The sequence below is a fragment of the Desulfoluna spongiiphila genome, from assembly GCF_900101345.1.
GTDB lineage: Bacteria > Desulfobacterota > Desulfobacteria > Desulfobacterales > Desulfolunaceae > Desulfoluna > Desulfoluna spongiiphila.
Map to the genome: position 1 here is coordinate 114258 of NZ_FMUX01000009.1, position 20973 is coordinate 135230.

Genomic DNA, 20973 nt, shown 5'->3' on the forward strand with positions numbered 1-20973 from the left:
ATAAAATCAGGCAAAAGTTTAGCCCCCGGCAGGGCCGCCGGAGGCATAAACGAAATGGTTACTCTTTAAATTTAGGATCTAAAATAGATGTCATTTGACCGACTGGGCCTTCGGGCCGAACTTTTGAAGGCTTTAAAAGACAAAGGATATGCCGAGCCCACCCCCATCCAGGAGCGGGCCGTGCCCGTGATCCTTGAGGGGCAGGATATCCTTGCCCGGGCCCAGACAGGCACGGGAAAGACCGACGCCTTTGCCCTGCCCCTGGTGGAAATCCTCAGCCGGAAAAAAGGCTACGGCAGGCATCCCCGCGCCCTGGTCCTGGCCCCCACGCGGGAGCTGGCCCTTCAGGTGGGGGAGTGCATCAAAGGCTATGCCAGGCGGGTCTCCCTGCGGTGCACTGTGGTGTACGGCGGGGTGGGCATCCATCCCCAGATCACCCGTCTCAAGCGCGGTGTGGACATCCTGGTGGCCACGCCGGGGCGCTTGCTGGACCTGGCCATCCAGCGCCACCTGAAGCTCGGCGACATTGAGTTCCTCGTCTTTGACGAGGCGGACCGCATGCTGGACCTGGGGTTCAGCCAGGAGATCTCCGAGATTCTGCAACTGCTGCCTGAAGAGCGCCGTACCATGCTCTTCTCCGCCACCTACACGCCGGAGATCCGGGACCTTGCCGCCCGGATGCTTGAGGCGCCTGCGCAGATCGAGGTCTCGCCGGAAAAGGCGGCGGCAGAGGCCGTGGACCAGCAGGTTCACATGGTGGACAAGTCCAACAAAAGGGCCCTTCTGGTCCATCTCATTACCCGGGGGCGCTGGTCCCGGGGGCTGGTCTTCTGCCGAACCAAACACGGGGCCAACAAGCTCAGGGAAAAACTCAACGAGCGCGGGATCCCGTCGGCCGCTCTCCACGGCAACATGAGCCAGTCCGTTCGAAACCGGACCCTGGGCGAGTTCAAGGAGGGGGGCATCCAGGTCCTCGTGGCAACGGACGTGGCGGCCAGGGGCCTTGATATCAGCGGGTTGCCCTATGTGGTCAACTACGACATGCCCAAGGTTCCCGAGGATTACGTCCACCGCATCGGTCGAACGGGTCGCGCCGGAGAGAAAGGCATGGCCATCTCCCTGGTGGGGGCAGAGGAGATGCCCCATCTTGACGCCATCGAAAAGCTGTTAAAGAGCAAACTCCCCGTGGCGCACGTGGACGGCTACACCCAGGGCCATGAAGTGCCGGATTTCGTTCTCTTCCGTCCGGGCAGCACCGGCGGCGGCAATAAAGTGGACAAAGACTTAAAAGAGATCGTGGAAAAGCGAAAAACTGCAAAGCTGGAGTCCCGAACCCGCAAAGCAAAGTCCGGCGGTTCCGGTAAAAAGGCGGCAGCGAAAACCAAGGCGAAAGCCCGAGCAGGCTCCGGCAAAGGAAACGACTCCCAGGGGAAAAAGAATCCCCGGTCCGGGTCGCGGCCACCCCAGGGCTCCAAGGCCGGAAAGCCTAAAAGGAGGCGGTAGGGCTCAGGCCCCAAGACGCCCCTGATGCGTTTTTTCCTTTTTGTTTTCAGGCATTGTTTCGCCCGTGGCCCGTCCATGGGCAGAACAATCCTGTCCCCAGCATGTGCGAGCCGCCAGACAGATGCCCCTCCTGCAATCCCTTCCCTCGACAACCCTGACGCGATCAAACTCCCTGTAAATTAAGTGGTTTACCAGTTGTTTTGGGTGCGAAAGAAATTGACCCGTGAGTCAGTTTTGTGGTAAACATCGTTAATTAAATGTATCGTCGTTATGGTATCGAAGATGCCACGCTTGCATCGGGTGGCCACGAGCAGATTGTTTATCCATATCAGGAGGTATGATGAAAAAACATTCATGGTTCTTGGCCTTATTGCTTTGTACCACGGCAGTTCTTGCAGGATGTCGCGAAGACACCGCCGTCATCTCCACCACCAACCTGCCCCTCGGGGGCACCGAAGGGCAAACCCTTCTCCTTAATACCAACGATCCCGACGAGGTGGCCCCTGTGGTCATCGACACACCGGGCTGTGCCGTGGTCTCGGTGCGCTCTGCAGATGAAAAGAAGGTCTTTATCGCCCAGCGCCGCACGGGAAACGACGTCATCAGCGTGGTGGACGCAGACTCCAAAACCGTATCGGAGCTGGCCATTGAATCCCACACCCTCCAGGTTCGTCATATCTGGGACATGGTCCTTTCCGGGGACGGCTCAAAGCTTGTGGTGGGCACGCGCAACTCTGCCTTCACCAGCTGCGAGGTGGAGATTTACGACACGGCATCCCTGAATCGCCTCGCAAGCCTCTCCCTGAAGCGTTTCTGGGCCGATTATTACCGCATCGGCCAGAAACTGGCGGTCAACCCCGTAAAAGACGAACTCTATGCCATGGTCAAAGGAGACGAGATCCAGGATGTCCGCATCCGGGCCGTGAGCTTTGACGGCACCTTCCTCGGGGAAGACCTGACCATGAACGCCGACCACTGGGATTACAACTACGGCTTCGGCGTCTCGTCAAACGGCAAGCTTCTTATCGGGGTCTCCGACAAGATCTACCCCTTTGAGGCAACCGACGAGGGCCTCGTTCCCCTGCCGCCCATCGCAGGAGACGACGACGAGGAGTTCGCCTACCACGGCAAGGTCAAGGTCCTCTTTGCAGAGGATTTCAGCGTGGTCTACATCACCTCTTCCGGGGTGTACCTTCCCGGAACCACCAACCTCGGCGGAGTCTGCTCCGTGCTGAACGTCAGAAAGATCCTGGCCGGTGATCCCGACCCCTTTATCCACAGCACCGTGGATTTTATCTACGATGACTTCATTACCTGGGTAGCCGGTAACCTCAGCAGCACCGTGGGCGACCTCCTGGACCCCCTCCAGCTCTACGGCATCGCCGACGCCTGCATGGTGGGCAACACCTGCTACATGGTCATCGCCTCCGTGGCAGGGCTCGGCACGGACATGGCCGACATCACCGACGGCAAGTACATCCTCTCCGCCTTTGAAACCATGCCCCTGGGCGGTCAGGTGTGGCTCGGCGGCAAAGTGCTGACCCGCTACCCCTCACGCCTGAGCGTCAACGGCGCAGGCGACACCCTTGTCATCACCTACCCCTGGGACAAAGCCATCGACATCCTTAAAAAGAGTGGTTCCTGGCTCACCCCCTCGTCCACCCCCGTGGACCTGGACGCCCTGGAAATCCTCGGCGCCGAAACCTACCCGAAAACCGTGGACATGACGGCGGTGGAGCGAAAGTAGGCTAAAAAGAAATGCCTCCGGCGGCAAGGTGTGCCACCTTGAAAGCAGGTTACCGCTGGGATTTTGCCCCTCGTTCCCCGGGTCAAAGCCCAGCGGTATTCAGGCGAATCACTGTAAGACTATGTATTTCCGCGAATATGGGTGCATTCAACTCGTGAAATATCCGGGTTAAGGGAATCACTTTATTTCCTCGTCCACCAATTGCCATGTCAGGTCGTTCTCCCTCAATTTTTTCCATCACAATATCCAACGGAGAGGCAATGCTGTGGATCCCCTTGTCCATGGCATGGAGGGGATAGAGGATAGGAAATAGCTGGTAATAGGGATGCCTCCGGTGGCGAGGTGAGCCATCTCGAAAGCGAGTTTTTTGTCTGGTGGGATGGGCAAAGCGCGAAGCGTGCCCATCATTGATCAACCGCCGCCGGTCATAACCCCCGAAATACAGGCAGCCCGATATCCTGTTTTCGACATAGGCGGATATCATTGCCCGTAGTGGAGGTGCTTTCCGCTATTCACCAATCACGATTAACCACTCATTGGCTTTTTGGGTTTTGTGCATGGATATCCAGCGGGCTTCGGACGGCCAATCCTCCTTTGTTGAGGACGTGGGTGTAGATCATGGTGGTGCTGACGTCCTTGTGGCCCAGGAGGTCCTGAATGGTTCGGATGTCGTAGCCTGCCTCAAGGAGATGCGTGGCAAAGGAGTGGCGGAAGGTATGACAAGTCACCGGCTTGATGATCCCGGCGAGTTTTCGGGCTTTATAAACGGCCCGGTTCAACGTCTTTTCATGGAGATGGTGGCGGCGCCTGATCCCTGACCGCGGATCAACAGATAGACCCGACGATGGAAAGACGTATTGCCAGCCCCATTCTTTGTCTGCGTTTTTGTACTTTATGGCCAGGGCGTTGGGCAGGTAGACACTGCCGACATCATCGGCGAGGTCTGATTCATGAAGCGCTTTTCTCTGAGCCAGATGCTCTCTGAGTTTTTCCTTTGCGACGTCCGGGAAAATGGTGATGCGGTCTTTCTGCCCTTTGCCATCGCGAACGACAATCTGGTTGAGACCGGAATCAACATCTTTAACCCGAAGCCTCAGGCACTCAATGGCCCTCAATCCGCCACCGTACAGCAGTTGCGCCATGATCAGGTATTGGCCGGTCATGGCAGCCAGTACCCTTTGGGTTTCATCCACAGTCATCACGGTGGGCAGGCGCACCGGTTTTTTGGCCCGAAAAGCCTTGATCTCACCATCAATATCGATTTCAAGCACCTCATTGTAGAGAAAAAGTAAGGCGCTGAATGCCTGGTTCTGCGTCGAGGCAGCAACGTTCCGTCTTGTTGCGAGATGGGTCAGGTATGCCTCGATCTCGTTTTTGCCCATGTCCTTCGGGTGCCTCTTGCCGTGGAAGAGAATGTACCGTTTAATCCAGCTTGTATAGGCCTCTTCTGTCCGAATGGAGTAGTGCTTCAGACGAATTTTGTCACGCACTTTGTCAAGCAGCCTGGTCTGGGGAGCAGGGCTCACAAATACCTCCTTGCAATTGTTCAATTCAAAGAGTAAGAATTTGTCAGTATGGCGATAAACGGACAGTCGCCTTTGGGTTGAGCATACAGCTGAATGCCCGAGAGAATGATGTGTGAACCCAAGGGTAACAATGTTAATGAAATCAAACACCAACGACATTATGCAAGGCTGTCTAAAAATGCAAGAAATATAAGAATATGCGACAGATTCGTCCTGTATTCCGACATGGGGTGGATTATGGGACAAGGCTGTCGGTTTATCCCTGTGAGAAGGTATTATGGGACAGATCGGTTCCCAATAAATGGAATACGGGACAGGATGGTCCCATATTCCCAGAGAATGATAGAATATTAGACAATAATGTCCATATTTCCCCCTGAGAGGGTGTTATGGGACAAAAATGTCCACTAATAATTGTTGGGCGATAGGAATTCATCATGTTGAAACTCTTTTCAATCATTATTTTATTAGCTTTTGCTGTACCCAGCACTGTTTTGGCTGGCGTTACAATTCACTTTGAAGGCACTGCTAAGTCTCAAAACTCTGTAACTCAGATACTTACTGAAGCTTCAAAATTTTCCCAAAAGAACAATTGGGTTATAAGGGATGCTTCTGCAACAGAAACTATTCTTGAACGTGTCATCAATGAACAAAATGTAGATTATAAGGGCAAAGTCACAGGCGTTGTTATAGATATTTCTGAAAACTGTGAACCTATCTATATTCAGTTTGGTGAAGATTTATTCATGCAGGACTACGTTAAAACACAATTTGCTGGTGCAGGTGTTCATATACAGATCATCAAACTTTTTGAGTCTATTCGTCCTCACTTTCAAGAATTGGTTATTTTTGATGAAGGCGAATATTGGGAAACACGTGACACAGCAATACTTGAAGGGCATATCTCAAAAATTAACTCTATGATTGAAGGCATAAAAAAAGATAATCCCAAAGCTCAAGGCCCACTAAGGACTGTGTCGGGTCGAATTATTGATATAATTCAATAGGTTCTGCGCCCAACAATTGCTTGCACGCCGACCGGGTGCAAGTGCGGTTTTTTCGGTCGTCTTCATTGAGCGTAGGTTTTCAAATATCAAACACTGTCGTGCTTCGGCACCCGTCGGGTGAAGCATGCGTTATTTTGTATAGGTGATAGATTGAAAATTGCTGATTATGAAAGGAATGTAATCGGTTTGCTATGCAATGAAGCATTGCCAAACTCCATTTTGTATAATGCGCTCAACCATCCCAAAAGAATAGAGTGCAAATTCACTGGGGCTGGTTACTATCTTGATATATATCACAAAGACCTGCCTTTAGATCGAATAGTTTGTGATAAACCGATTGTAACTGGCAAGTATCAAGGTATTGAAGTTGGGTTTATAATATTCATAGAGAAGGGAACCCTATGTCTTGAGTGTTACAATTACGGCAGTAAAGGTGTTCCTCCTGAAATACGCCACGGCATTGTTGAAGTGGCAACAAAATAACAATTGCTTGCACCCGATCGGGTGCAAGTGCGGTTTTTTCGGTCGACTTCGTCGCCCGATGGTCGTCAAATATCAAACTCTGTCGTGCTTCGGCACCCGTCGGGTGAAGCATGCGTTACACTCCTTTTGGAACTACTATCCATGAAACAAAGAAAGAAACCTAAAGAATCATATATAGCCATTAAAGAAATCGCATTTAATTTGGGATTGATAGACTCAGATGTGGAAGAATGGCTGTCGATGGAACAGCCGGAAATAAAGATTGATCACAGACAAAGACAAAAGGTATCTTCACGTTATCTGGAATTGCTAAGCAGAAAAACTGAATACGAATATGCAAAGCGCAAATCATTAGAAAGTGAAAATATCTTACGGAAAAAAGAAGTTGGTAAGCGGAAAGAATATTTAAAAGCTGAGCGTATACGACTATTAAAAATATATGAAGGTTATATTTCTGATCTCGAGACTTTGCATAAAAACTGTCTCGAAAGAGCCAATAACCACCACCACGAATCATGCATAATAGCCGCCTATTTGTTATTTTCAAAGGTTATATCTTGCCTAAAAATGGGGTGCTTAAACATAGAGCATGGGTATTGGTATGGAGGTTCCGTTATAAGAGAGATTGATGAATCTCTTGATTTGGCTACTTACTTCATGATTTCGTATAATTCAGAAGAAGGGAAAACTCATCTTCACAAATGGTTCCGTCATAACCGAGCTCCACAACATTTGGTATGCCGAAAGGCTATTTCTCGGTACATGTCTAACCTTCTGAGTGAAATCGACATGCAGGATCATCAAGATTTAATGAATGAACTTTATCAATCGAAGTCAAAATGGACTCACCCGACTTATTCATCAATACGTGAAGTCACACAGTTCAATACCGATTCAGGTATTAATATCTCAAAAGTTGAATATGGTAGCATAACTTTTGAAACAAAATTGTATGAGCTCACACACTTTTTCCGTTCGAGTATTTGGTCTTCTTTTCAAGTTTTTCAAATTTGTTTTTCTTCAAATTTACCACTTACTGAAGATGAAGATATTTTTATCAAGCAGTATGACGATACATTTAAAGAATGGGATAAAGTAAACTGGTAAAGTGTAACTACACGCTGCAAGGGACGCCAAAAAGCTACGCTCGTTCCTCGCTTCACTTTTTGACGCCCCTGAGCGTAACGTTGAGCCTGTAGAATAAGTAAAATTTCAAGATATCAAGCTGTATTTACAGCTTAATGTTTGCTATGCTCTCTTCAAATAAAACAGCGAGGTGAGTATGGCTCGATACAAAAGTTATTCTCAAGCCCAGTCGATGTTTATTCCAGTCCGGTTCGACGAGCAAATCATTCCCGGCACGTTCGTTCATGCCATTGATCATTTGGTGGATAACGAACTTGACCTTTCGATCTTTGACAAGCATTTCAGCAACGACAAGACGGGGGCTCCGGCCTACAATCCTGCCGTTCTTTTAAAAGTCATTTTGTATGCTTATTCTCTGGGGATTATATCCAGCCGCAGGATTGCATCTTGTTGCGAGTGTCATGTGACGTTTATTGCCTTGGCCGGTGATACCCGGCCCCATTTTACAACCATTGCCAAGTTCGTTTCTTCTTATGGGGATGAGATTTCTGTGCTTTTGACCCGAGTGGTTGCAATCTGTTCCATGGAAAGTTTGATCGGCAAAAAGATGTTTGCCATTGACGGCTGTAAGATCAGCTCAAACGCCTCTAAAGAGTGGAGCGGAACCCGTAAGGATTTCATCCGTAAAAAGGCAAAGATCGAAAAATCTATTCAGTTGATCCTTAAAAAGCACCAGGCCCAGGACAAAGGTGGTGACGAAGGGTCTGATATGACGTCAAAAGAGAAAAAAGCCGTCAAAAACCTGAAGAAGAAAGCGAAAAAGATTCAGGCTTGGCTGGACGAGGGAGAAGAAAAAATCGGAGTTCGTGGCAAGCCTATCCAAAGTAACCTAACGGATAATGAAAGCGCTAAGATGGCCACGTCACATGGTGTAATTCAGGGCTATACCGGCATTGCTGTCGCAGATGAAAAAAAACAGGTCATTATCCATGCTGAGGCCTATGGCTCATCAACAGAGCACTTGTTTTTAAAGGATATGATTGATGGTGCACGAGACACGATGAACCTGGCTGAGGGAGATGCCGATGCCCTCGAGGATACAATCATCACGGCAGATACCGGCTTTCATTCATCCGATGGGCTCGAATGGATCGAAGAAGAAAAAATTAAAGCATACATCCCGGACAACCAGTTCCGAAAACGAGATCCCAATTTTGCCACAGCAGACAGACACAAAAGGCCGATTGATAAGCGGAAAACCGTCAAAAAGGCAAAGTATTTCAAGGCCAGTGAGTTTGTATACGACCCTGAAAAGAAAAAGCTAATCTGCCCGGCCGGAAATGAACTCTATGTCGAAAACAGCAACTTTAAAGACCAGAAAGGTCTTAAAGGAATCACATACGCGGCAAAGAAAACGGATTGCAGGGTCTGTGAGCTTCGAGCCAAGTGCATTCGCGGGAAAAAAGTCGAACACAGGCATGTAACCGTCTTCACCAACACCATGCGTCAGATGGATACGCCTATAAGTCGTATGATTAAGCGTTTTGACACACCCAAAGGCAGATTCTGGTACAGCAGACGTATGGGCACCATTGAACCGGTCTTCGGTAACATCAGAGGCACCCTCGGGCTGAATCGGTTTACCCTGAGAGGACGGGGCAAGGTCGATACGCAATGGAAACTCTTTGCCATGGTTCACAACATAGGGAAGCTGGCTCGATATGCTTGGTGCTGAGCAAGAGGATGCTGGCTGAGAAGCTCTCAGTGAACACTTAATCGCAGTAAAATATGGTCCTGCCCCGCAAGGCGGGGTTACATAAAGTTCAGATATGGCGTGAGTATTTTCGTTGGCTGAATTGTGTTGTCGGCTGAAAACTTTACTTTAAAATCAGCCTGGAGAGGCATTCCTGAAAAAGGGGTTATTCTACAGGCTCGTTATGTGAATAAGAGACAATCTGACAATGAAACAAAACAATAATAAACAGGTACAGTGCATATATTGTGGTAATTATTTTGACCAGTCTGAAATAACCAAAGACCACATACCTCCAAAAAACATTTTTCGAAAACCCCGTCCTAACAACTTGATTACTGTTCCTTGTTGTTCAGGTTGTCACAGTAAAACCACTCAAGATGATGAATACTTCAGGTTGAATGTTGTAATGAAAGATGAGAATCCATCCAAACCTGAAGTGACGCCCTTGTATGAAGCCATATTGAGAGGTTTAAAGCGAGGAAAATCTAAAGGCTTTAAAAAAGACTGGTTAAACCGCCAATTCTTGACAGAAACATACTCACCAACAGGTATTTTTTCCGGGTACAAACATAAATACAATGTCGATTTATCACGCTTAGACAAGGTTGTAGAAAGAACAGTAGCAGGAATTATTTCCCACGAGTCTGGTTCTCGTTTGCCAAATACACATCAAATAAACGTTTTTTCAGTTTCTGGTTTGAATATGCTACGATTGGAATCCAGAAACAGTTTAGATGAAAATATAAAAAAATTACTTAATACACCATATTATTACATTGGCTCAAAAGAAATTTTCTCGTTTTGGCGTTCATACTGCGACAATACACTTACTTCTTTTTGGCTTCTTGCATTTTTTGAAAGTACATTTTTTGTGGCTACTGTAGTTCCAAAAAACACATAACAAGGCAAATTAACTCGGACTGGCTTACAGTGGCGTTTCCTGGAACATACTGGTTTCACAAGAATTATTAACTTTTCAACCGTTTTCGTGATTATCCGCCAGCCGGTTATTTGCGGCGTTGGGTCAATTGGGATATATTGACGCAAAAAATAAGGTTGCAGTGCAAGGAAATTAAATCATGAAAAACAAAACATTAAAAATGTCTCTTAATTTTCTTGAGTCATCTGTTGACTATTTAAGCAAAACCCAGTGTAATTCTTCAGAGCTTCAGTTCTCAATCATTCATTTGGCTTCAGCTGTTGAGTTAATGCTAAAGGCTCGACTTATCGATGAACATTGGTCTTTGGTAGTTGAAAATTCGAAGGATTTGATTAAAACAAAATTCGAATCTGGGGATTTTAAATCGATCAACATTGATGAAGCAATTGAACGAATCGACAACATCTGTAAATTCAAAGTTGATGAAAAAAATAAAAAAATAATTAGTAGGTTAAAAAAGGCACGAAACAAAATTATTCATATTGGAAGCAGTGTAAACCAAGATCAAGCAAAGGCCATTCTTGTGGATACATATAGCTTTATTTATGATTTTTTGGTGGATTCAAATCTCTATTCACAAGGTTCAGATTTAGAATATAAATTCTCTGAAATTAGGGATAAAATTAACAAACTGGAAAAATTTGTTACTACACGTTTAAACCGTATTGGTCATGAATTAAAGAAGCATAAAAATACACTAAGATGCCCAGATTGTTGGCAGCAAGCTATCGTCTTTCCCGACACAAATCGAGATTGCCTCTTCTGCCGAAAAAAATACGAACTTAATGAGTTTTTAGAACTTTATTGTGAGGCCTTCTTGTCATTCGATGAACTGGTTGATGATATTTCAGAGTGCCCAGAATGTGGTGAAAATAGTGTCGTATTTGCAGAAGAACTCGATTGTTCAATTTGTCTATCGTGCGGTTCCAATTTTAATGGTTATCTAAGGTGTATCGATTGTGATATTTTATTTGTTGGAGATTCAAATTATCCCATTTGTCCAGATTGTATTCGTAACAGATTTGACAATGACCAAATGATGCCAGCTCCTGAATACCCCGAGGATGAATATACTGTATAAAATTACTGACCCAACAATTGGCTTATGACCGACCCCAAAAAGCTGGCCACGTTTTTCATAACTTCAACCGTTGCTCTTATCAGCTTTTTGGGTCGGCATAGCCCGTTACAAGGATTTTCATTTTGAAACAGTTGATTATTATATTGATTACGATTCTTGTAATTTTACCGGTTGCTGTTGATGCGCAAGATGAAGTTTGGAAATTAGAGACTAAAGGTAAAATCAATGCATCTGTAGGTGCATTAGCAAAAACCTGGGATATTAATTCTGGAGAAATGAGTTTTTACACAGCTCGACAAATATACATTAAATACGGTGATCAGTTCTTTATTCGCCCATATTTTAGTTGGTGGGGGAATAAATATAAAAGCCCATATGAACAATGCTCGGGAAAGGGGTCGCGTCTTGACATTTGACACAACACCTACTCATTCAATTTATTAGTCGGTGGCTTGAGGCCAATCTGGTTATAGGGCAAGAGCCCTACAAACCAGATAATGGGACCTGCTGTGTCATATAGTGCTAAACCAGAAGGGATTTGACAGAATGTCCAATGTCAAGACGCGACCCCCTTCTCTGTTCCATACTCCTCCTGTCGGATTTATTGTAGCAACAGAGCACATGGTTGCGCCGTTGTTCTTCATGTTCGGTCCTTCGGCAGGGTGAGTCCTCCAGCGATTACCTCGCGGTGTCTCGCGGCTCGTTTCCAAACGTCACTCCGTCAATGACGTATTCCTACACCTACTATGACCTCTGCTGATTCCTGTTCGATCACTGCCTGTGTTGCCACAATCAGCGCTGCCATACGGCCGCAAAGTCGAACAGACCTCCCCGGACTCTTTTCAGTACCCCCTTGAGGGGTGTAAGAACGTAATCTTTCTTTACACAACCGCAGCATTTACCATATCTCTTCGAATCCTGGACTTCGTCATGTTGTGCTGACTCATCCGGAGACTTGGCCTTGTATGCTGTTTCTGTTCGTTGGCTCATAGATTTGCCGTAGACTCCTCCAAACGGAAACTCGCGATGCCGCCCTTGTCTTAGGATAATGCTTATGCTAAACCATTGTTTGGTCGGTAGGATTCACGCACAGAGGACTTCCCGCTTAAACTTCCGGGTCACCTCATAAGATTACGTCCATGCCGGGCGTACACCATCGATTCCAGCCGACGCTCGTACCTCGCGCGGCTGAAGCGTACGTTATACCCCTAAGGACAAGCAATGCCTTCTAAAGAGACGATCGAAGATGCCCTCACAAAAATATTCTCAGGCATAAACCAACTTAAAGATGCCTTTCCCCATAAAGAATTTACAATCGATGGGCGGCTTGTAGGTGATATTGGAGAAGCAATCGTACAAAGTGACTATGAAATAGACCTCTACAAAGGCTTAGCTGTAGACTATGACGGCGAGACCCCTTGTGGCAAAAAAGTTCAAATCAAAGCAACATTTAAAGATTCTTTAACTTTTAAAAAAGTACCTGATTATTATCTCGGTATTAAAATCCATCGAAATGGTGATTACGAAGAAATCTTTAATGGTCCTGGTGAGGTTATTGCATCAAAATATTATCATAGAAAAGGATTTGGTAAGGAACTCTTATCCTTTCCAAATAAAAGGCTAAAAGAGCTTTCAAATAAGGTTGATGCAAACGAACGTATTAAATTAAGGGTATAAACAATTGGCTTATGGCCGACCCCAAAAAGCTGGCCATGTCTTTCATTCCTTCAACCGCCGCACCTATCAGCTTTTTGGGTCGGCATAGCCACGCGTTATATTTCCAACATTAAACCAACATATCGGTGAAAACTTGAATCAGTTAACATCTACTCAATTCGAAGAATTTTTTACAAACTTTGTACATGATATTCCAAATGGTCTTAAGGAGTGGATTAAACTAAGGGCTTCAAACTTTCCAAACCTGTTTCAACAATCGAATTTATCAATGAAGTTGGTAGTTGATACAAATATCATTTTTCAACAAGTAAGAGCAAAAATGCTTACTGGGCAATGTTTTATCGAAAAACTATTTGGAAACCCAGATTTACTTCTTTATGCTCCAAAGCAGTTGAAATTAGAAATTTTTGAAAAAATTGAAAAAAAATTCCCCAGAGAAAAAAAGACACGAAATATTGATATTGCAGAAGCCAAAAACTATGCGAATTCACTTCTAAACAAAATCATAATAAATGACAATTTCACAAAAAATGCTTTATTGAAGGCAAATGCTGAATTAGGAGAAAGAGACCCTAAAGATGTTCCTTTTTTGGCACTAAACCTTTCACAACCAAAACATGGAATAGTCACTTGTGACAAAGACTTAACAGAAATTGAAGAAATTCAAACTTGGTCATTGGCTGGTGTTGGTGAAGTCGTTACCAAGCTAAACAAAGGCGAATTATCTATTGTCATTATTCACGATGTTCTACCTATGATTTTTGAAATTGGAAAAGAGTTAATTGCATTATTGTGGAAGAAGATTATCGATTTTTCAATACAATCAGCTCAGGCCACTTTATACGCATTAAGAGCAGGCACTGAACTTTTTAAAGAGATACCCCCATTTCTAAAACTACTTGTTGTTTTTGGTCTCGGGTATTCAGAAATCAAATATTCAAAGGTAAGCTCTTTAATCAAATCAACAATTGAATCGATAGAAAAAATTATTCACTTCTTAAGACCATTATTTGATTTCTTTGTTAATTTGTTCAAATCAGCTCTATTAACTTCAGCTATGTTGATCGAATATACATATCAAGGTATGGCTGAAATATCAAAATTAGAGCATTTTTCAAACAATCACAAACTATTAGCTGAAACAGAAATATAACAAACGCTTGCACGCCGACCGGGCGCAAGTGCAGTTTTTCGGGTGGTTTCTTGCTTTGGCGGTCGGCATATTTCAAACACTATAACGCTTCCGCGCCCGTCGGGTAAAGCGCGGTGTTAGCTGAATTTTCGAATGTTATATCTTACAGAATTTTAATAAAATACTCAAAAAGTGAGGCTATAGTGAACATACTAAGTTCATTATTTATGGGAATACAATTATCCAAGCTCACAGATATTATAGAAAAAATCGAACATATAAAACTATATGGCTGCATTGGTTCTGGTGGGCTTGATTCTTTCGATCCTTCAACGCAAGATAAATTATACAATGAATTAACAAAACGAATAGAAAAACTCAGAAATTACCAACCTTATGAAATAAACAAAACATTAATTTCAAACCTAAAATTCAATCAATCTACGAGCGATGATAGCAGAGCAAATGCAATTGAACAGTTATACCTTATCTCATTAGATGAAAAGATTGCATTAGATATGGACACATTTAAAAAAGCATTTGGAACGAAAAAATAAGGGGAAAGGGGTCGCGTCTTGACATTTGACACAACCCCTACTCATTCGGTTTATTAGTCGGTGGCTTGAGGCCGATCTGGTTATAAGGCAAGAGCCCTACAAACCTGATAATGGGGCCTGCTGTGGCATATAGTGCTAAACCGGAAGGGATTTGACAGAATGTCCAATGTCAAGACGCGACCCCTTCTTCCCGCCAATAAATCGTATGATTAAGCGTTTTGACACACCCAAAGGCAGATTCTGGTACAGCAGGCGTATGGGCACCATAGAACCGGTCTTCGGCAACATCAGGAGCACCCTCGGGCTGAATCGGTTTACCCTGAGAGGATGGGACAAGGTCGATACGCAATGGAAACTCTTTGCCATGATTCACAACATAGGGAAGCTGGCTCGATATGCTTGGTGTTGAGCAAGAGGATGCGGTTTGAGAAGCCATCAGTGGCACTTGATGGCAGCAAAATATGGTCCTACCCCGCCAAGCGGGGTCACATAAAGTTCAGATATGGCGTGAGTATTTTCGTTGGCTGAATTGTGTTGTCGGCTGAAAACTATACTTTAAAATCAGCCTGGAGAGGCATTCCTGAAAAAGGGGTTATTCTACAGGCTCGTTATGTTTCCTTCACAAATTAGTTGAGAATTGAACTATGAGTGGTTTCGATAAAAATACTGGATGGTGCCACTTCACACCCCAAAAATGGCGAAGATACTATCGGGTTATTGAGAGTGGGCCTCAAGTAATAGAAGATCGCTTCATCAAAAGTGATATTCCATATTATTTTGACCGTAGTGGGGGGCTTCATGCAAAATGCACAGACGGTGAAATGTGGACTATACTTAGTGGGAGAGAAAATACATTCTCTTCCGAAACGGCTAAAATAAATCAACTTCAACCAGAGTATCTCTTAATTTCTGATATTGGTATAAATTTTGACCCAGAACTGTCTGGTATTAAGGTTAATAAAATACTTTCAGAAATGGGCTTTCAAACAAGGCTTGATGGTGCTTGGGAAGCTACTCAAAAGGGCAAAGATTTATCAATTCAGTTTCTAAGTACCGATTCACGATATGGTAACAAACCATATCTAAAGTGGAGTTTTGAAATTATTCACATTATCAAAACAAGCTTACAGGAAAAAACATAACAATTGGCTCATGGCCGAACCCAAAAAGCTGGCCACGTCTTTTGTTACTTCAACCGCTGCCCCTATCAGCTTTTTGGGTCGGTATAGCCACGCGTTATGGATTATAATGGAGGACAAAGTTGGATTCGTTCAACTCACTATTGGAAGAATACAAGGCAAAGGATGGTATAGCTCACTTGTTTGGCGTGATGCTATATACTGATGAACATCCAAATATTAAAAAAGTCTTACGAGATGATGATTATTGGCTCTCATTTAATGAATTAACCGGTGATCGATTCTGTGTTTTTTCGGTAAGACCTCAAAAAGGTAAATATCAGTATCCTTCTTTTCCTTCAGGAACTATGGGGATGATGGTTCCTCTCTGGAGAGAACCCTCAGAAAATACAAAACTACTAAAAGTTTTTGATCTAAAAGATACGCAAACACTCCCTATGCTGTTACTATTTACAAAGGTTGAAGAAGAGTATTTAAAGATTGAAGTTGCTCTTGAGGACAGTAGTATAGATGCAGCATATAGTTCAATTCGAAAAGAATTAGAATCATCGTGTATTGCTATCAATCGTATCAAAAAGGAAAACCTTAATAATCCTGAAGGATTATTTGCAGCGCTTTCATTCAACCAAGACAATAAAAAATCTTGGCAAAGAATCAAAAAAGGCCTTGATATCTTCGGCTATATTAAAGGCTTATTACCATAATCGGGTAGCCGGGGGTTTCTCACCCCCAGCCCCCACACCACCCGGCATGCGGGTCCGCACCGGGCGGTTCACAAATATATCCAGGCCGTAGCCATAACAAAGTGTTAAAAGCGAATCTTATACCAAGATGACGGTTTCCACTTTTAACCCTTCAAGGGCACGTAACCCACGCCGCGCCTGTTCCATACTCCTCCTGTCGGATTTATTGTAGCAACAGAGCACAAGGTTGCGCCGTTGTTCTTCATGTTCGGTCTTTCGGCAGGGTGAGTCCTCCAGCGATTACCTCGGGGCTCGTTTCCAAACGTCACTCTGTCAATGACGTATTCCTACACCTACTATGACCTCTGTTGATTCCTGTTCGATCACTGCATGTGTTGCCACAATCAGCGCTGCCATCCCGCCGGAAAGTCGAACGGGCTTCCCCGGACTCTTTTCAGTAACCTCTTGAGGAATGTACGAACGTAATCTTTCTTTACACAACCGCTGCATTTATCATATTTCTTTGAAAACTGGACTTCGTCATGTTGTGCTGACTCATCCAGAGACTTGGCCTTGTATGTTGGTGACTTGGAACACCCTGTTCTTCGCCCTTCGGGCCCGTATAAATACGGATCAAACCTTCGTTCCTGCGGATTTACTCGTCGGATCTTAGGTTTGCTACAGAGTGAAAACTCTCTTCGGTCGCTCTCGCTAACGCACGTGATTCCGAACCGCTACATATCCTACAAGCGGAACGTCATCATGCCCCCATTGTCTCAAGATAGTGCTTATGCTAAACTGTTATTTGGTCTGCATGGTTCGCGCACAGAGGACTTCTCGGTTAAACTTACGGGTCACCTCATAAGATTACGTTCATGCCGGGCGTACACAAATCGGTGGTAGAGACTACTTACCGCTCCAAGCTCCTTCGCGTAGCTCGGTGGCCTTCCACCTCAGCGTCAATGGCTTTTTTTGGTAATAATAAATTATTGGAGAGTGTTGTGAGTGACGACAAATTAAAGGTCGCAGCAAGTACAACTGCTGCAGGTGCCGCTGGAACAGCAGCTTCTTTGACAGCTGTTTCAACAATGGGTTCTGTCGGTGGATTGTCAGCCGCTGGGATGACATCTGGTTTAGCTGCAGTTGGAGGTGTTGTTGGCGGCGGGATGGCAGCGGGCATTGGTGTCGCTGCAGCACCCGTTCTTGCTGCGGGGGCAATTGCTGCTACATTAACAAGTGATGAAATTGAGACAGATGAAAAAATAGCTGCCGGTGTCGGTGCAGGAGCAGGAATTGCCGGTTCGGTAGCAACCGTTTCAACCGTTGGCGCAGTTGGAGGCCTTTCAGCAGCTGGCATTACGTCTGGCCTTGCCACAGTTGGTGGTGTTGTTGGTGGTGGCATGGCTACCGGAATTGCAGTAACTTGTGCAGCACCTCTTGCAGTTGCAGGAGCAGCATATGGTTTGTACAAATGGCTTAAAGACTAAATGTAATTAGCAAATCAAGTATGCCCGACTGCCAACGCTACGCATGGTTCCCTCGCGTAGCTCGGCGGCGGCATCTCCCCAGTGTTATATTTTCAATTTAAACCTATGACTTCATTAATCTCATGTGTAAGCGTTTTGATCAAAGAGGTCCATCTTTCTGGTTCACATACGTAAAAATCGAGCCTCCTTATAGGTGGATTGTGATCTATTGGGTCGCTACAACTTAAAAACTGTAGTGATCTCAACAGACTCAGGCTTATGCTCATTCAAATACCCTTGCACCATTGCCTCAAGCGCCTGATTCCGCGGTGCCTCCTGCAGGGCATAGCCTGTTTCGATAAGGGGGTCCTCCTGTGCTTCTGCCGCGATCATAACCTCCCACACAGAGTCCCCATCGCGAGTCCAGTCAGCTCCTATAGTGGCGCGCAACTTAAATGCACCTTCACCTTTTTTTCTATTCATCCGGGAGGTGTATACCTGGCAAACGGCCCTATCTGTGTTTATTACAGCCGCGTTGCATACAGCGTCTATGTTCTTCCTCGTCACAAAATCGGGATCAAAATGAAATGACAATGCGTCCCCTTCCTGGACATATTTCATGGTGTCATCAAAAAAACCATGCGCCATGGGTGTACCCGACCCAAGAGGACAAATAAGTGTGCAGACAGTGGTAGCCGATGACTCCCAGATATTATACTGTATCCCCCCCTCTTTAAGGCAGAGGAACGAAGACACCGTATTGGCATTATACTCTCTTTTTATTGCGCATATCCCTCCAGATGACATGGGTGACGCGCCATTCAAACAGACCCCACCTGTATTGAGACTTGCCCCAAAGATTGTGGCTCCACCGTAAAAAGTTCCGCTACTGGTGGTGCTCCCGCTATGCCAATAATAATCCCCCACATCCGGGTCAGGGGGATCACTCGGGCCAGAGCCTTGTGTAAAACGCGTCTCGTTTACATACTCAGTACCGTTACAGTTGCATGCTGTTTGCTCAGGGAAATATACAGGGCCGTCCTCATAGTCATTTATAGGAACAGAATGGAAAGCGTCGTTCACGCTGGGAGGCGATACAGCATTTTGCAGCCAGCCCGATAAATCAGTAACGGTGCTCGGCATCGGAATAACATCACCCACTTCATCATGTATGATGGCCCAATCATCCGTAGCCAAATCCCACACACCGGCAACATCGCCTATCGACATGTAGAGTTTCGGAGGGCACGGTTTGGGGTTGTCTTTGAACCCCACCACCTTTGGTGTGCCCCAGGTCCTCTCGAACATAATCAGAACCTCATCGCCCAATTTAAAGGCTCCCCCATTACAGAACAGATACTCGATGTCGACACCTGATAACGTTGCGGTCTGGTTCACGCTCTGCTGGTTTACATCGGGGGCGCCCTCAAGGTTCACACTACATTCATCGCCGCTTATGGCTGTGATTGTCCCATACCGAAACCGAGGCTTATGTTTCTGGATCCCCGGCATGATGGCCCGGAGGAAAAAGGCTGAAGCCGGCCCCATATTCATGATCGGGTTTATAATCCCGTCCCGTTCAGCGTCATAATCAGCCTGGTCACCATTCACCCCCCCTGGGAAAATATTGACGCCCCTCGCCGGATCGTCCGGCACTTCGACGGTGCCCACTATGCCGCTCAGTTCCTCATTCAAATCCGCAGCCCACACGGAAACCCGCTTTGTCTCAGGGATAGCTTCAAGCATGGCGACTACTTTTTGAAGTGCCGCCATCTGTATTTTCAAAAGCGGCATCCCGGTTTTGTCCTCTGTGAGCTCAAGCTTTTCAATCTCGGTTTGCAGCTCTTCTATCTGGGCCTTGAGCTGGACTATTCTGGCCTTTATACGGTCGAGGTTGTAGACGATATCAGCTTCATAGAGGCCATCCTCGCCGCCGGATATGATTGTGGCTTTACCCATTAGACCTCCGACACTTCCATGGCGCTTGCAACTCGACCGGTCGCGCTCATGCTCACTGTTGTGGTTATGGTACCAGCAACAAAGGACTGTCCAGCCGCATTCACGGTATCGCCGGGGTTAAGATAAAGGTCAGGCACAGCGGTCCTGATCCTATTTTTTCCCGATATGACAGACGATAAAACTGCATGATTAAGAACGACGGCTTTTGCCGATAAATATGTGGATTTCTGGCTGCCGGATAACGTAACAGACTGGCTTTTGCCGCCTTTGTAGTAATCGATGCTATCAAGGCTGACACGGGCTATGGGCTCCTCGAAAACAATGACCCCATCTAATTTATAGGCCATTGCCAGCACTATATCGCCGGCAAGCCTTGCCGATATCTCCTCAAAAAAACCAACGCCAGGCACGACCACCTGAAGGTATGAAGGGTCCCCTGATTTTCGCCTTGATTGGAATGATGATATCGGCACAACGAGGTCAGAAAGGCCGTTTTTTGCCCCTGTAATAGTGCAAAAATAAAGCACCTGGGCCACATTCTGGGACCGGATAAATGCAAGCCATGCCTCAATATCATGTACGAAGGCCGTTATTTTAGGGTTGAGAGTAAAACGCAGGTCGTCAAAAACCGCCCCGGCCTTTATGTGAACTGTCAAAGCCATTGCGAGCGTAAAGACAGGGACATTAAAAGTAATGGTCCCATCATCAGAGATGAGCGTAAGTTCTTGATTCGATACAGTGTCAGTTTCCGGGTGCTCTAAAATTTGCCCATCATAAATCAGTGTAAGGACATCTAAATTCGCCCCATATGTCGTGTCGCTCGATGTGAGTGCTGTCGTTGCGTAATAAATCTTTGTGTCTGCGACCCCTATGTTGGTATCTACGCCGCTATAATGGTAATTATTTATCTTGATTTCATTAAAATCGATATCGTTGTTAAAGACGCATAAAAGCCTTTGGTTTGTGGCTTGGTATGTATTGGAGTTGCTTGCCCATGAGGTATGTGTTGACACGCTGACCTTCGAAAGGCTGGTATCGAAAGCATATTTCGGGTAACGCCCCCCGGTAGAAGCAGTGGATGTGGCATAGGCGACATAGTCTGATTCAGTTAATGGTAATAAAGCCCCGTCCTTATAAAAATCGACGGACCTTATCCCCATATAAAAGGAATTCCCATGGTTGTTCGCAAAATCTAACGCGACTGTTTTAGCTATAGGCAAGACTGACCCTC

General features: G+C 45.7%; 19 protein-coding genes. 16 read left to right on the plus strand and 3 right to left on the minus strand.

Going from position 1 to position 20973, the window contains the following annotated elements; genetic code table 11:
- The first annotated feature begins 87 nt into the window (after positions 1-87).
- Positions 88-1503, plus strand: coding sequence for a DEAD/DEAH box helicase (locus tag BLQ12_RS13330; protein ID WP_092211156.1), 1416 nt, complete (start codon positions 88-90; stop codon positions 1501-1503).
- A 340-nt stretch (positions 1504-1843) separates the two neighbouring features.
- Positions 1844-3250 carry a hypothetical protein gene (locus BLQ12_RS13335; protein ID WP_092211157.1) on the plus strand — a complete coding sequence of 469 codons (1407 nt, stop codon included), beginning with the start codon at positions 1844-1846 and terminating at the stop codon, positions 3248-3250.
- A 533-nt stretch (positions 3251-3783) separates the two neighbouring features.
- Here BLQ12_RS13335 and BLQ12_RS13340 read toward each other — a convergent pair.
- A complete protein-coding gene (locus BLQ12_RS13340; RefSeq protein ID WP_092211158.1) occupies positions 3784-4935 on the minus strand; it encodes an integron integrase in 1152 nt (383 codons plus the stop codon).
- A 278-nt stretch (positions 4936-5213) separates the two neighbouring features.
- Here BLQ12_RS13340 and BLQ12_RS13345 point away from each other — a divergent pair, with 278 nt between their 5' ends.
- The 14 genes from BLQ12_RS13345 (at position 5214) to BLQ12_RS27795 (ending at position 17804) form a co-directional block, all read left to right on the plus strand.
- On the plus strand, positions 5214-5783 hold the full coding sequence (locus BLQ12_RS13345) for a hypothetical protein (RefSeq protein WP_092211159.1): 570 nt from the start codon (positions 5214-5216) through the stop codon (positions 5781-5783).
- A gap of 150 nt (positions 5784-5933) precedes the next feature.
- Positions 5934-6266, plus strand: coding sequence for a hypothetical protein (locus BLQ12_RS27015; protein WP_139163971.1), 333 nt, complete (start codon positions 5934-5936; stop codon positions 6264-6266).
- Positions 6267-6407: 141 nt separating this feature from the next.
- The gene (locus BLQ12_RS13355; protein ID WP_092211161.1) at positions 6408-7373 is read left to right on the plus strand and encodes a hypothetical protein; all 966 of its coding nucleotides are present in this window, start codon (positions 6408-6410) and stop codon (positions 7371-7373) included.
- A 175-nt stretch (positions 7374-7548) separates the two neighbouring features.
- Positions 7549-9087 (plus strand): IS1182 family transposase, encoded by a 1539-nt coding sequence (locus tag BLQ12_RS13360; RefSeq protein ID WP_092211162.1) that lies wholly within the window; start codon positions 7549-7551, stop codon positions 9085-9087.
- Positions 9088-9313: 226 nt separating this feature from the next.
- Positions 9314-10009 carry an HNH endonuclease gene (locus tag BLQ12_RS13365; RefSeq protein ID WP_092211163.1) on the plus strand — a complete coding sequence of 232 codons (696 nt, stop codon included), beginning with the start codon at positions 9314-9316 and terminating at the stop codon, positions 10007-10009.
- Positions 10010-10187: 178 nt separating this feature from the next.
- On the plus strand, positions 10188-11129 hold the full coding sequence (locus tag BLQ12_RS13370; RefSeq protein ID WP_092211164.1) for a hypothetical protein: 942 nt from the start codon (positions 10188-10190) through the stop codon (positions 11127-11129).
- A 122-nt stretch (positions 11130-11251) separates the two neighbouring features.
- A complete protein-coding gene (locus BLQ12_RS13375; RefSeq protein ID WP_092211165.1) occupies positions 11252-11545 on the plus strand; it encodes a hypothetical protein in 294 nt (97 codons plus the stop codon).
- Positions 11546-12350: 805 nt separating this feature from the next.
- Positions 12351-12806, plus strand: a complete 456-nt coding sequence (locus BLQ12_RS13380) for a DUF6998 domain-containing protein (protein WP_092211166.1) — start codon at positions 12351-12353, stop codon at positions 12804-12806.
- Between the two features lie 133 nt (positions 12807-12939).
- Positions 12940-13959 carry a PIN domain-containing protein gene (locus BLQ12_RS13385; RefSeq protein WP_139163972.1) on the plus strand — a complete coding sequence of 340 codons (1020 nt, stop codon included), beginning with the start codon at positions 12940-12942 and terminating at the stop codon, positions 13957-13959.
- A 113-nt stretch (positions 13960-14072) separates the two neighbouring features.
- On the plus strand, positions 14073-14495 hold the full coding sequence (locus tag BLQ12_RS27020; protein ID WP_139163973.1) for a hypothetical protein: 423 nt from the start codon (positions 14073-14075) through the stop codon (positions 14493-14495).
- 205 nt (positions 14496-14700) lie between these two features.
- Positions 14701-14904, plus strand: coding sequence for a transposase (locus BLQ12_RS28355; RefSeq protein WP_175469760.1), 204 nt, complete (start codon positions 14701-14703; stop codon positions 14902-14904).
- A 235-nt stretch (positions 14905-15139) separates the two neighbouring features.
- The gene (locus tag BLQ12_RS27025; protein WP_139163974.1) at positions 15140-15637 is read left to right on the plus strand and encodes a hypothetical protein; all 498 of its coding nucleotides are present in this window, start codon (positions 15140-15142) and stop codon (positions 15635-15637) included.
- 119 nt (positions 15638-15756) lie between these two features.
- The gene (locus BLQ12_RS27030; RefSeq protein ID WP_139163975.1) at positions 15757-16338 is read left to right on the plus strand and encodes a hypothetical protein; all 582 of its coding nucleotides are present in this window, start codon (positions 15757-15759) and stop codon (positions 16336-16338) included.
- A 941-nt stretch (positions 16339-17279) separates the two neighbouring features.
- Entirely contained in the window at positions 17280-17804 is a 525-nt protein-coding gene (locus tag BLQ12_RS27795) for a hypothetical protein (RefSeq protein ID WP_217640311.1), read from the plus strand.
- 216 nt (positions 17805-18020) lie between these two features.
- On the opposite strand, the gene BLQ12_RS13405 is transcribed toward BLQ12_RS27795, so the two are convergent.
- A complete protein-coding gene (locus BLQ12_RS13405) occupies positions 18021-19742 on the minus strand; it encodes a hypothetical protein (RefSeq protein ID WP_092211170.1) in 1722 nt (573 codons plus the stop codon).
- The gene (locus tag BLQ12_RS13410; protein ID WP_092211171.1) at positions 19742-20962 is read right to left on the minus strand and encodes a hypothetical protein; all 1221 of its coding nucleotides are present in this window, start codon (positions 20960-20962) and stop codon (positions 19742-19744) included. The genes BLQ12_RS13405 and BLQ12_RS13410 overlap by 1 nt, the downstream gene beginning before the upstream one ends.
- Between the last annotated feature and the right edge of the window lie 11 nt (positions 20963-20973).